Source organism: Streptomyces sp. NPDC051740 (assembly GCF_044453165.1).
GTDB lineage: Bacteria > Actinomycetota > Actinomycetes > Streptomycetales > Streptomycetaceae > Streptomyces > Streptomyces atrovirens.
Genome location: NZ_JBITCL010000004.1, coordinates 202931 through 215484 on the forward strand (window position 1 = coordinate 202931; position 12554 = coordinate 215484).

A 12554-nucleotide genomic window follows, 5' to 3' on the forward strand; every position below is an offset into this window, starting at 1 on the left:
TGATGCCGGTGATGCTCGGTCTGATCCTCTTTCTGCTCGTGCACGGCAGCATGACTTACGGCTGGCGCGGTGCCCTGGGGTTCTTCGCCGGCGCGTACCCGGTGGCGTTCGCGTTCGAGGCGCCGGCCCCACGACGGGCCCCGTCCGGAGATCCTCGGCGTCCGGCCCACGGTGCCGCCCTGGCCGTCGCGCTCGGCGGTGCCTGCCTGGCCGGCGTCGGCCCGCCGCGGGCCGGGCCGGGCGTGTCCGGTCCGGTGGCCTTGGACCCGACCGTCTCCCGTCTCATCGGCACACTCGCCGGCCCGCAGAAATCGGACCAGCATAACGAGGAGACATCCGTATTGGCGTCAACAGTCATGGTCTCGCACCTCAGGCCTGCTCGCCCTTATTTCCTGTCCCCCCCCGGTCCTTTCCCCGAGGAAAGAGGGCATTTTCTGGGACGATGCGTATCGAGAAGTGAAAACAACAGGCCAAGCGTAGGTCGCCGGGTGGCGTCATTTTCACGCGGCGTGCACCGGTCGGCCGCATCGGGCCCCGACGCGCCCAATGCCGGGGCCGTTACAGGATGTCGGCGGCTCCGGCGCGACCTTGGCACAACCCCAATGCCATTGCGGAAAACCGCCGTTGACAATCATAGGGCCATGCTTTTAGCGTGAAAATCGTATACCGGCAGGCGAAACGCCCGTCAATTTTATTGCGCCACGACAAGCTCTCGCCGGACGGCCGGTGCCCCCAAAAAAAGGAGTCAGAGGATGCTGTCCAGGAAACTGCGTCTCACCCTTCCAGTAGCCGCGGCCGCCGTCATGGCCGTCGTCATACCGGCCGGAACAGCACACGCCATCGACAAGGTCAACTGCGGCCCGTCCGACTATCTGCGAGCCGATGTGCACGGCCAGGACTACATCGGCTCTTTCGACTTGAGTTTCTGCTTCGCCAACAAGGGCACCTACAACTTCGCAGCGAGCGGGCCGGGCGCCGCCGTGTGGGTCGACAAGATCTCCACCGGAAACAACAGGGTCAAGTACCACGACGTGAACGGGACGACCGTCACCTACCCCAAGCACTACATCATCACCTTCCCCAACAGGCCGCCCCACGTCGACTGGATCGAAATCCTGTAACGGAGTGGCGTGCCGCTGCCGGCTTCGCTCACCCCGCTACCCGGCAGCGGTACCCGTTCAGTGTGAAGTCGTGCGACACCGGGCCGCCTTGGCCTCGCGCCTTCGCGAGTGTGCCTTCATGGGACACGCGCGCCGTCGATGGGCGCTGAAGAACCCCTGATTGTGGGAAAGGGCGAGGAACATCCTCCTGTCCATGCCCAGTCGGCATGGACAGGGATGCTCGCATCGGCGTCACCGGCCGGACCGATCCACTGGTTGGATCACCGAAGAACGTCCGACGTGCCGACCGGACGGAGCGCCGCGCGGACAAGTCGCCCCTCACTGTGCCGAACCCCGTTGCCGTCACCGGATGCGCGACCGCAGACCGTCGACACCACGAAGGAGACAGGATGCGCATCGGACTTGCAGGCGGCCGCCTGGTGTTGGGCGTCGGCGTCAGCCACCAGGCCGTCGTCGAAGGCCAGTACGACTACTCCATGTCGCGTCGTCGGGCGGGCGGGTGCAGAGGCCGATGATGCGCGGCCCAAGGAGCAGGGCTCGTCGCTGACCGGCCCGGGCGGGCTGATGCAGCAGCTGAACCGGACGGTGCTGGAGACCTCCCGGTAGGAGGGAATGACCGGACGTCCGGCTATGAGAAGCACGACGCCTAGCCAGAGGCGGTCTGCTGGCAACGTCCGTAACAGAACGCGACGCAAGGCCGTGCTCACCGAGTATTGATCGACCCGAACCGATGACAACCCAGGTGTGCCGCCGAATTGAGGACGACACTGCGGCGCACTCATCGAGAAACGAGGAGAAAATGCTGAAATCGCTGGTGCGCAAGAACCTGGCCATTGGGCTAGTGATCACGGCCGTCATCACGACGCTGTCGGTGGTTATGGCGGACGACGGCAGCAAGATGGAGGAATTCAGGATGTCGCTGATGGTGGGCTTTTTGGTGACGGGGGCGGTGACAGGGGGTACCTGGTTGCTGCAGCGGAAACGTTCGGCATCGTGACGGGCGTTGGAGCACGGGCCCTGCACTTGTCGGCGCTCCAACAGCATCACCTTGTCAGTGAGCCTCTTTCATCCTGTGGTGACCGGTGAAATATGCTGGTGAGCGGCTGTGGTGGCGAGGCAGGGTCACGTCCCTTCCGATGGTGTAGGCGATCAGTTGCCTGATGCGGCGAGGGAAGGCGATCCATTCGTTGGGGAGTTCGGCGAGGACCGGGGTCGCGAGGCGAAGGACGGCGAGCGGGTTGGGGAAGACCTGGACGACGTCGGTGCGGCGTTTGATCTCCCGGTTCAGCCGTTCCAGCGGGTTCGTGCACTGGATCTTCTTCCAGTGCTGGTGCGGGAAGTCTGGCCCGATCCGTTCGTGGAGCCGATTTTCGTGGCGATGCTGGAAGCGTTGGGGGTCCACTCCGTCTCCGACGGCTGATGTCCACAAGAACGGGGTGGAAGAGGCGAGGGTGCGCGAAGCGCTGTTCGGCCTCGGAGCCTACGTCGGAAAGGTCCTGGTCCGACGGACCGGCGCGACGTGGATCGACTTCGACGCCGACCAGCGGTCCTACTTCGGGGAGCCGACCGGGGTACGCATGCCGGACGGCCGGGTGTGGAACCCCTTGGGCAAGGTCCGCGACTGTTTCGCGGTGGGAAGCTCCCCGGAATCGCTCCGCACGTTTTATCTGACCCTGCATGGCAGGGCTCCGGGGCCAGTGGCCTGACACCGAGAGGAAGGCCGGTGCCCTGCCCGTGCCCGACACGTGCAACGCCGGGCAATCCGTCCTCAGCCTCTGAAACCGACAGTCTCCCGGCTCGACCTAAAAGTCCCTGAGAAGTCCCACAGACCGAGCCGAACCCCCTCCTGGCTTGCATAAGTGCTGGTCAGGAGGGGCTTCATCCTGTCTTTTCCTAGAGTTCTCAAATGTCCCGGAAGATCTCGATCTGCGCCCCGATCGAGTTCAGGCGCTCCGCCAGGTCCTCGTAGCCGCGGTTGATGACGTACACGTTGCGCAGGACCGACGTGCCCTCCGCCGCCATCATCGCCAGCAGGACCACCACGGCCGGGCGCAGCGCCGGCGGGCACATCATCTCCGCGGCACGCCAGCGGGTCGGGCCCTCGACCAGGACGCGGTGCGGGTCGAGGAGCTGGAGGCGGCCGCCGAGGCGGTTGAGGTCGGTCAGGTAGATGGCGCGGTTGTCGTAGACCCAGTCGTGGATGAGGGTCTGGCCCTGGGCCACCGCCGCGATCGCCGCGAAGAACGGGACGTTGTCGATGTTCAGGCCCGGGAACGGCATCGGGTGGATCTTGTCGATCGGCGCCTCCAGCTTGGAGGGGCGGACGGTGAGGTCCACCAGGCGCGTACGGCCGTTGTCGGCGAAGTACTCCGGTGTGCGGTCGTGGTCGAGGCCCATCTCCTCCAGGACCGCCAGCTCGATCTCCAGGAACTCGATGGGGACCCGGCGGACCGTCAGCTCCGACTCCGTCACCACGGCCGCGGCCACCAGGCTCATCGCCTCGACCGGGTCCTCGGAGGGGGAGTAGTCCACGTCGACGTCGATGGTGGGCACACCGTGCACGGTGAGGGTGGTGGTGCCGATGCCGTCGACCTTGACGCCCAGCGCCTCCAGGAAGAAGCACAGGTCCTGGACCATGTAGTTGGAGGAGGCGTTGCGGATGACGGTGGTGCCGTCGTGCCGGGCGGCGGCCAGCAGCGCGTTCTCGGTGACGGTGTCCCCGCGTTCGGTCAGCACGATCGGGCGGTCGGGGGCGACGGAGTGGTCGACCACCGCGTGGTACTGGCCCTCGGTCGCGGCGATGTCCAGGCCGAACCGGCGCAGCGCGATCATGTGCGGCTCGACGGTGCGCGTACCGAGGTCGCAGCCGCCGGCGTACGGCAGCATGAAGCGGTCCAGGCGGTGCAGCAGCGGGCCGAGGAACATGATGATGGAGCGGGTGCGGCGGGCGGCGTCCGCGTCGATGGACGCGAGGTCCAGCTCGGCCGGCGGCACGATCTCCAGGTCGACACCGTCGTTGATCCAACGGGTGCGTACGCCGATGGAGTTCAGCACCTCCAGGAGGCGGTAGACCTCCTCGATGCGGGCGACGCGGCGCAGCACGGTGCGCCCCTTGTTGAGCAGGGAGGCGCACAGCAGTGCCACGCACGCGTTCTTGCTCGTCTTGACGTCGATGGCGCCGGAGAGCCGGCGGCCGCCCACCACGCGCAGGTGCATCGGGCCGGCGTAGCCCAGCGAGACGATCTCGCTGTCCAGGGCCTCACCGATCCGGGCGATCATCTCAAGGCTGATGTTCTGGTTGCCGCGCTCGATCCGATTGACGGCGCTCTGGCTGGTGTTGAGCGCCTCGGCGAGCTGGGCCTGCGTCCACCCGCGATGCTGCCGGGCGTCACGGATGAGCTTGCCGATGCGTACGAGGTAGTCGTCTGACATGAGGATGAGGTTATCTCAGATATGAGATGGCGCCTCTTGGGGGGTCCATTCGGGTGATGGTCGGGTGATGTGACGTCAGTATCCCCTGGTGCGGCGGGTCTGGCGGGTCCGGCGCCATCCGAAAGGTCCGGGCAAATCCATCGATGTCGTACGACGTCCCGTACTGCTGCGGGTGTGCCGGGGGCCGCTCCTGCCGCCGGTGGTGATGGACCACGACCGTTTGTTGATGTTCAGCCGTACCCCCGGAAGGATCCGAAAGCTCTTGCGAAACGTGAGCGGCATTCCTGTGCCCCTTCCTGTCCCGGACTGACTCCGTTTCAGTCGGTTACCCCGTCCGGGCGCAAAGATGGCGCCGGGTCGCGACGCGGCGGAGGGTGGGGGTGGTGCATCGGGCCGGGCGTGCCGGGTGTACCGGGCCCGGGCATGACCATTCGGCCCTTGTGTACTAGAGTTATCTCGACATCGAGATATCTGCCGAGGCGCACCGCAGCCGCCACCCTGGTAAGGGCTACCTAACTTAGCCTTACCTCAGCGGATAGGCCAGGGCGGCGTGGCGGCAGGATGCGGTGGTACGCGCACATCAATGAAGGAGACTGTCGTGTCGGCGAACAGCTTCGACGCCCGCAGCACGCTGCAGGTGGGCGACGAGTCGTACGAGATCTTCCGGCTGGACAAGGTCGAGGGCTCCGCGCGCCTTCCCTACAGCCTGAAGGTGCTGCTGGAGAACCTGCTCCGCACCGAGGACGGCGCGAACATCACCGCCGACCACATCCGCGCCCTGGGCGGCTGGGACTCCCAGGCCCAGCCGTCGCAGGAGATCCAGTTCACGCCGGCCCGCGTGATCATGCAGGACTTCACCGGCGTGCCCTGCGTCGTGGACCTCGCCACCATGCGTGAGGCCGTCAAGGAGCTCGGCGGCGACCCGAACAAGATCAACCCGCTCTCCCCGGCCGAGATGGTCATCGACCACTCCGTCATCGCCGACAAGTTCGGCACCAACGACGCCTTCAAGCAGAACGTCGACCTGGAGTACGGCCGCAACCGCGAGCGCTACCAGTTCCTGCGCTGGGGCCAGACCGCCTTCGACGACTTCAAGGTCGTCCCGCCCGGCACCGGCATCGTCCACCAGGTGAACATCGAGCACCTGGCCCGTGTCGTCATGGTCCGCGACGGCAAGGCCTACCCCGACACCCTGGTCGGCACCGACTCGCACACCACCATGGTCAACGGCCTCGGCGTCCTCGGCTGGGGCGTCGGCGGCATCGAGGCCGAGGCCGCCATGCTCGGCCAGCCGGTCTCCATGCTCATCCCGCGCGTCGTCGGCTTCAAGCTCACCGGCGAGCTGACGCCCGGCACCACCGCCACCGACCTCGTGCTCACCATCACCGAGATGCTGCGCAAGCACGGCGTCGTCGGCAAGTTCGTCGAGTTCTACGGCGAGGGCGTGGCGGCCACGAGCCTCGCCAACCGCGCCACCATCGGCAACATGTCGCCGGAGTTCGGCTCCACCGCCGCGATCTTCCCGATCGACGACGAGACCCTGAACTACATGCGCCTGACCGGCCGCAGCGACCAGCAGGTCGCGCTGGTCGAGGCGTACGCCAAGGAGCAGGGCCTCTGGCTGGACCCGCAGGCCGAGCCGGACTTCTCCGAGAAGCTCGAGCTGGACCTCGCCACCGTCGTCCCCTCCATCGCCGGCCCGAAGCGCCCGCAGGACCGCATCGTCCTCGCGAACGCCGCCGAGCAGTTCAAGGCCGACGTCCGCAACTACGTCAACGACGAGTACGAGGCCAGCAAGGAGTCCTTCCCCGGCTCCGACGCCCCGTCCACCATCCCGAACGGCGCCCCGTCCAACCCGGTCCAGGTCACCGCCCCCGACGGTACGACCTACGAGCTGGACCACGGCGCGGTGACGGTCGCGGCCATCACCTCCTGCACCAACACCTCCAACCCGTACGTCATGGTCGCCGCGGCCCTGGTGGCCAAGAAGGCGGTGGAGAAGGGCCTGACCCGCAAGCCGTGGGTCAAGACCACCCTCGCCCCGGGCTCCAAGGTCGTCACCGACTACTTCGACAAGGCGGGCCTCACCCCGTACCTCGACAAGGTCGGCTTCAACCTCGTCGGCTACGGCTGCACCACCTGCATCGGCAACTCCGGCCCGCTGCCGGAGGAGGTCTCCAAGGCGGTCAACGACCACGACCTCGCCGTCACCTCGGTGCTCTCCGGCAACCGCAACTTCGAGGGCCGGATCAACCCCGACGTCAAGATGAACTACCTGGCGTCCCCGCCGCTGGTCGTGGCCTACGCGCTCGCCGGCTCCATGAAGGTGGACATCACCAAGGAGGCCCTCGGCACCGACACCGACGGCAACCCGGTCTACCTGAAGGACATCTGGCCCTCCGAGGCCGAGGTGAACGACGTCGTCGCCAACGCGATCGGCGAGGACATGTTCTCCAAGTCCTACGCCGACGTCTTCGCCGGTGACGCCCAGTGGCAGGCGCTGCCCATCCCGACCGGCGACACCTTCGAGTGGGACGGCGAGTCCACCTACGTGCGCAAGCCCCCGTACTTCGAGGGCATGGGCATGGAGCCGGCCCCGGTCGAGGACATCACCGGCGCCCGCGTGCTCGCCAAGCTGGGCGACTCGGTCACCACCGACCACATCTCCCCGGCCGGTGCCATCAAGGCCGACACCCCGGCCGGCAAGTACCTCACGGAGCACGGCATCGAGCGCCGCGACTTCAACAGCTACGGCTCGCGCCGCGGCAACCACGAGGTCATGATCCGCGGTACGTTCGCCAACATCCGCCTGCGCAACCAGATCGCGCCGGGCACCGAGGGCGGCTACACCCGCGACTTCACGCAGGACGGCGGCCCGGTGTCGTTCATCTACGACGCCTCCCGCAACTACATCGAGCAGGGCACCCCGCTGGTCGTCCTGGCCGGCAAGGAGTACGGCTCCGGCTCGTCCCGCGACTGGGCGGCCAAGGGCACGGCCCTCCTCGGCGTCAAGTTCGTCATCGCCGAGTCCTACGAGCGCATCCACCGCTCGAACCTCATCGGCATGGGCGTCCTGCCGCTCCAGTTCCCGGAGGGCCGGACCGCGTCCTCCCTCGGCCTGACCGGCGAGGAGACCTTCTCCGTCTCCGGCGTCACCGAGCTGAACGACGGCACCACCCCGCGCACGGTGAAGGTCACCACCGACACGGGCGTCGAGTTCGACGCGGTCGTCCGCATCGACACCCCCGGTGAGGCCGACTACTACCGCAACGGCGGCATCCTGCAGTACGTGCTGCGCAGCCTGATCCGCAAGTAAGCGGTCCGGCAGGGCAGTCGAGGGCCGTATCCCCGGTGACGGGGATACGGCCCTCGCCGTTGCCGCCGTCGTGGTCCCCGGCGGGGAACGCGTGCCGGCGCAGGTGGTCCGGCTCTTCGGAGGAGCGCCGGCCGGTGACCATGTCGAGCGGCTGATCGACGCCCCGGACTGGCCCACCGGTACGACTCCCCGGTGCGGCAACCGTTTACAAGCGCGCCACCCCGCGCTACCGTCCCCCTCACGGACGAGGTGGGAGCGCTCCCATGCTCAGGTGGACCGGAACCCGCCGTTGGGACACTCCCACCTCGCCCCTTCACGCACCCCTGCATGATCCGTCAACCCCACAGTCGCGGACAGGTGTGTCATGATCACAACAAGACCGGGGGGCGGGTCCGCTCCCCGCTCAGCGCTCCCCACCCGCACCCGAGCCCTCTTCCTCGTCCTGGTCTCCCTGCTCGCCGCCGTCCCGGCCGTCGGCCTGGTCGTGACGGCGGGCGGTGAGGCCGAAGCCCACGGCACGCCGATGAAGCCCGGCAGCCGCACCTTCCTGTGCTGGCAGGACGCGTTGACCGACACCGGTGAGATCAAGCCGGTCAACCCGGCCTGCAGGACCGCCGCCCAGGTCGGCGGCACCACCCCCTTCTACAACTGGTTCTCCGTCCTGCGCTCCGACGGCGCCGGCCGCACCCGCGGCTTCGTGCCCGACGGGAAGCTGTGCAGCGGCGGGAACACCAACTTCACCGGCTTCGACACGCCCAGCGCCGACTGGCCGCTCACCCACCTCACCTCGGGCGCGACCGTCGACTTCTCCTACAACGCCTGGGCCGCGCACCCCGGTTGGTTCCACGTCTACGTCACCAAGGACGGCTTCGACCCGACGCGGGCCCTCACCTGGGCCGACATGGAGGAGGACCCCTTCCTCTCCGTCGACCACCCGCCGCTCAACGGATCCCCGGGCACCGTCGAGGCCGACTACCGCTGGAGCGGACAGCTCCCCGAGGGCAAGTCCGGCCGGCACGTCATCTACATGGTCTGGCAGCGCTCGGACAGCCAGGAGACCTTCTACTCCTGCTCGGACGTCGTCTTCGACGGCGGCGACGGCGAGGTGACCGGTGTCAAGGACCCCGGCGACCCGACCGACCCCGACCCCGTCGCGGGGGAGTGCACCGCCACCCGCAGCACCACGGGCAGCTGGAGCGGCGGCTACCAGTCCCAGGTGACCGTCACCAACAGCGGTGACGTGCCGATGCTGGGCTGGATGGTCGACTGGACCCTCCCGGCGGGCCAGAGCGTCGACAGCCTGTGGAGCGGCAACGCCACCTACGACGGCCAGGACGTGATGGTCCACAACGCCGACTACAACGGCTCCCTCGATCCGGGGGAGAGCGCGACGTTCGGCTATGTGGTCTCCGGCGCGGGCGGCGACAGTACGACGACCCTGCCCTGCCGGGTCGGCTGAACCGCCCCGTGGGCGGCCCCGATGGCGTGTCCGGCCGTCATCGGGGCCGCCCGCGCACCCCGTCAGTCACCCAGCAGCGAAGCGAGCCAGTCCAGTTGGCGCCGTACGTGCACCGCGTCCCCGCCCTCGTGCCCGTTGAAGGGATAGGCGTGGAGCACCTTGGCCGGATCACCGGCCGTGCGTTCCGCGTACCGGTTGAACGCCGCGTACGCCCCGCTCGGCGGACAGACCGTGTCGCGCAGCCCGACCCCGAAGTGGGCCGGGGCGTGCGCGCGCCGGGCGAAGGACACGCCCTCGACGTAGGAGAGGGTGCGGTAGGCGGCCTCCTCGGCGCCCCGGTGCACCGAGAGGTAGGCGGTGATCTCGCCGTACGGGGGCGCGTCGGTGAGGTCCAGGGCGCGGTGGATGCCGCACAGCAGCGGAGCGGTGACCAGGAGCGCCGTCAGATCCGGTACGAGACCCGCCACGGCCAGCGCGAGTCCTCCCCCCTGGCTGTTGCCCACGGCCGCGACGCGGCCGGCGTCCACCCCCGGCAGCGCGCGTACGGCGGCCACCGCGCGCACCGCGTCGGTGATCAGCCGGCGGTAGTGGTGGTCCCTCGGGTCGAGCAGACCGCGGACCGCCGGACCGGGGCCGCCCGGCGCCAGGGCGTGCGGGTCGGGGGTGCCGCCGCCGCAGCCGTACTGGTCGCCCTGGCCCCGGTTGTCCATCAGCAGATGCGCGTACCCGGCGTTCACCCAGGTCAGCCGCTCGTGCGGCAGGCCGCGTCCGCGTCCGTAACCCGCGAACTCCACCACCGCCGGAAGGGGTTCGGCCACGTTCGCGGGAAGGCTGAACCAGGCGCGCACCGGGTCGCCGGCGAAGCCGCGGAACGTCACGTCCCAGGTCTCGGTGAGCCGCAGCCCGTTCACCACCGGCCTCACCGAGACCAGCGGGTCCCCCTCGGCCGACGCCTCCTTCAGCGTGCGCTCCCAGAACGCGTCGAAGTCGGCGGGCTCCTCGATCTCCGGCCGGTAGTGCTCCAGTTCAGCCGGGGGCAGGTCGAACGCGGGCACGGGGCACCTCGCAGAGTCGAAACGGAGTCGAACGGGCGGTACGGCCGATCGTTGCGGGCGTGCACCAGAAAGTTTTGGGGACGTTAACAGACCAAGACCCGTTTCCACAGCCGTGCGTACCGGATCCGTCGCCGCCGCGACCTCTTGAATTTCCGCCACGCACCACCCATTGACACCGCTTACCACTGCTCATAGGTTGCCGCGAAGTTACCGGTAAGGGCACGAAACTTTCGGTTCCGTGCCCTACGCAGGGGAGGCCCGAGCAATGAGCACCTCCACCACATCGGCTCCGCCGCCGGGCACGCAGGACCCGCCGCCGACGAAGACACCCCCACGACGCACACGCTCACCCGCGCGCACCGGCTGGCGGCGCGCGCTGCGCAGGGACTGGCAGTTGTACTCGCTGGCCGTGCTGCCGCTGCTGTTCTTCCTGGTGTTCCGCTATCTGCCGATGATCGGCAACGTGATCGCGTTCCGCCGGTTCGAGCCGGGCGGTTCGGTCTTCGGCGAGTACTGGGTGGGACTGCGCTACGTCGAGATGTTCCTGTCCGACCCCACCTTCTGGCAGGTCTTCAGGAACACCCTGTGGATGGGCGGACTCACGCTCGTCTTCTGCTTCCCGATCCCGATCGTCCTCGCCCTGCTGCTGAACGAGGTGCGCCGGAATTCCCTGAAGCGGTTCGTGCAGTCGGTGTCGTACCTGCCGCACTTCCTGTCGATCGTGATCGTCGCCGGCATCACGCTGCAGATGCTCGCCACGGACGGTCCGGTCAACCATGTCCTGGGCTGGTTCGGGCACGACCCGATCCGGTTCATCCAGGAACCCGACTGGTTCCGCACCGTCTACGTCGGCTCGGAGATCTGGCAGACCGCCGGCTGGGGCACGATCCTCTACCTCGCCGCGCTCACCACCATCGACGAGGACCTGTACGAGGCCGCCCGCATCGACGGCGCGGGCCGCTGGCAGCGGATCTGGCACGTCACCCTGCCCGGCATCCGCCCCACCATGATCACGCTGCTGATCCTCAACATCGGCACGTTCATGGCCGTCGGCTTCGAGAAGGTCCTGTTGCTCTACAACCCGCTGACCTATCCGACCGCCGACGTGATCTCCACGTACCTCTACCGGACCGGTGTGGAGTCCAACAGCTTCAGCTACGCCGCCGCGATCGGCCTGTTCGAGGCGGTCATCGGCCTGGTGCTCATCACCTCGGCCAACCAGCTGTCGCGCCGCACGGTGGGGACGAGCCTGTGGTGAGCGTCGACCGGCCGACCCGCGGCCACCGCGTCTTCCAGGGCGTCAACGGCGTGATCCTCACCCTGGTCGTGCTGGTGACGCTGTACCCCTTCGTCAACATCATCGCCCGCTCGTTCAGCGGGGAGCGGCACATCCGTGCCGGTGAGGTGACGCTGTGGCCCAAGGGCTTCAACCTCACCACGTACGAGATCGTCTTCAACGACTCGATGTTCTGGCGCAACTACGGCAACACCGTCTTCTACACGGTGGTCTCCACCGCCGTCGCCATGGTGCTGACCACCTGCTACGCCTACGTCCTGTCGAAGAGGAACCTCAAGGGGCGCGGCGCCCTGGTCGGGATCGCCGTCTTCACCATGTTCTTCACCGGCGGCCTGATCCCCCACTACGTCCTGATCACCAGCCTCGGCCTGAAGAACAGCGTGTGGGCGATCGCCCTGCCGAACGCGATCAGCGTCTTCAACCTGCTGGTGATGAAGGCCTTCTTCGAGAGCCTGCCGTCGGAGCTGGAGGAGGCCGCGCAGATCGACGGCCTCAGTACGTACGGCATCCTGCTGCGGATCGTGCTGCCGCTGTCGAAGGCGGTCGTCGCGACCATGATCCTCTTCTACGCGGTGTCCTTCTGGAACTCCTGGTTCTCGGCGTTCCTCTACATGGACCGCACCGAACTGATGCCGGTCACGGTCTATCTGCGCAACCTGCTCGCCGGCGCCACCGGAGGCACCGGCGCGGGCGCGGCCACCGAGCAGCTCACCCAGGTCTCGGCGAACATCCAGGCCGTCACGATCGTGCTCACCTCGCTGCCGATCCTCTGCCTCTACCCGTTCGTGCAGCGCTACTTCGTCTCGGGCGTGATGCTCGGCGCGGTCAAGGGCTGACGGCCGCAACCCCCTTTCTCCTCCTCAACTCGCCGACG

The 12554-nt window shown here is 67.8% G+C and carries 10 protein-coding genes and 1 pseudogene; 7 read left to right on the top strand and 4 right to left on the bottom strand.

Annotation, left to right across the window (positions count from 1 at the left end; all coding sequences use genetic code 11):
- Positions 1–752 precede the first annotated feature (752 nt).
- On the top strand, positions 753–1121 hold the full coding sequence (locus ACIA6T_RS08930; RefSeq protein ID WP_399445871.1) for a beta/gamma crystallin domain-containing protein: 369 nt from the start codon (positions 753–755) through the stop codon (positions 1119–1121).
- A gap of 799 nt (positions 1122–1920) precedes the next feature.
- Entirely contained in the window at positions 1921–2118 is a 198-nt protein-coding gene (locus tag ACIA6T_RS08935; protein WP_399445872.1) for a hypothetical protein, read from the top strand.
- A gap of 183 nt (positions 2119–2301) precedes the next feature.
- On the opposite strand, the pseudogene ACIA6T_RS08940 reads toward ACIA6T_RS08935, so the two are convergent.
- A pseudogene (locus tag ACIA6T_RS08940) lies at positions 2302–2460 on the bottom strand (transposase); the annotation flags it as partial.
- A gap of 112 nt (positions 2461–2572) precedes the next feature.
- Between ACIA6T_RS08940 and ACIA6T_RS08945 the strand changes: the two are divergent.
- On the top strand, positions 2573–2827 hold the full coding sequence (locus tag ACIA6T_RS08945) for a hypothetical protein (RefSeq protein ID WP_399445873.1): 255 nt from the start codon (positions 2573–2575) through the stop codon (positions 2825–2827).
- A 196-nt stretch (positions 2828–3023) separates the two neighbouring features.
- Here the strand turns inward: ACIA6T_RS08945 and ACIA6T_RS08950 are convergent, their stop codons facing one another.
- Positions 3024–4553 carry a UDP-N-acetylglucosamine 1-carboxyvinyltransferase gene (locus ACIA6T_RS08950; protein WP_399445874.1) on the bottom strand — a complete coding sequence of 510 codons (1530 nt, stop codon included), beginning with the start codon at positions 4551–4553 and terminating at the stop codon, positions 3024–3026.
- Between the two features lie 75 nt (positions 4554–4628).
- Complete coding sequence (locus tag ACIA6T_RS08955; RefSeq protein WP_399445875.1) at positions 4629–4835, bottom strand: DUF4236 domain-containing protein; 207 nt, start codon at positions 4833–4835, stop codon at positions 4629–4631.
- Positions 4836–5151: 316 nt separating this feature from the next.
- Here ACIA6T_RS08955 and acnA point away from each other — a divergent pair, with 316 nt between their 5' ends.
- Both acnA and ACIA6T_RS08965 read left to right on the top strand, forming a co-directional pair.
- Positions 5152–7869, top strand: coding sequence for an aconitate hydratase AcnA (acnA, locus tag ACIA6T_RS08960; RefSeq protein ID WP_399445876.1), 2718 nt, complete (start codon positions 5152–5154; stop codon positions 7867–7869).
- Between the two features lie 364 nt (positions 7870–8233).
- Entirely contained in the window at positions 8234–9328 is a 1095-nt protein-coding gene (locus ACIA6T_RS08965) for a lytic polysaccharide monooxygenase (protein WP_399445877.1), read from the top strand.
- 62 nt (positions 9329–9390) lie between these two features.
- On the opposite strand, the gene ACIA6T_RS08970 is transcribed toward ACIA6T_RS08965, so the two are convergent.
- Complete coding sequence (locus ACIA6T_RS08970; RefSeq protein WP_399445878.1) at positions 9391–10383, bottom strand: acetylxylan esterase; 993 nt, start codon at positions 10381–10383, stop codon at positions 9391–9393.
- Between the two features lie 265 nt (positions 10384–10648).
- Here ACIA6T_RS08970 and ACIA6T_RS08975 point away from each other — a divergent pair, with 265 nt between their 5' ends.
- Together ACIA6T_RS08975 and ACIA6T_RS08980 are read left to right on the top strand one after the other, a co-directional pair.
- The gene (locus ACIA6T_RS08975) at positions 10649–11641 is read left to right on the top strand and encodes an ABC transporter permease (RefSeq protein ID WP_399445879.1); all 993 of its coding nucleotides are present in this window, start codon (positions 10649–10651) and stop codon (positions 11639–11641) included.
- On the top strand, positions 11635–12516 hold the full coding sequence (locus tag ACIA6T_RS08980) for a carbohydrate ABC transporter permease (RefSeq protein WP_399445880.1): 882 nt from the start codon (positions 11635–11637) through the stop codon (positions 12514–12516). Before ACIA6T_RS08975 ends, ACIA6T_RS08980 begins: the two co-directional genes overlap by 7 nt.
- The last annotated feature ends 38 nt before the right edge of the window (positions 12517–12554 follow it).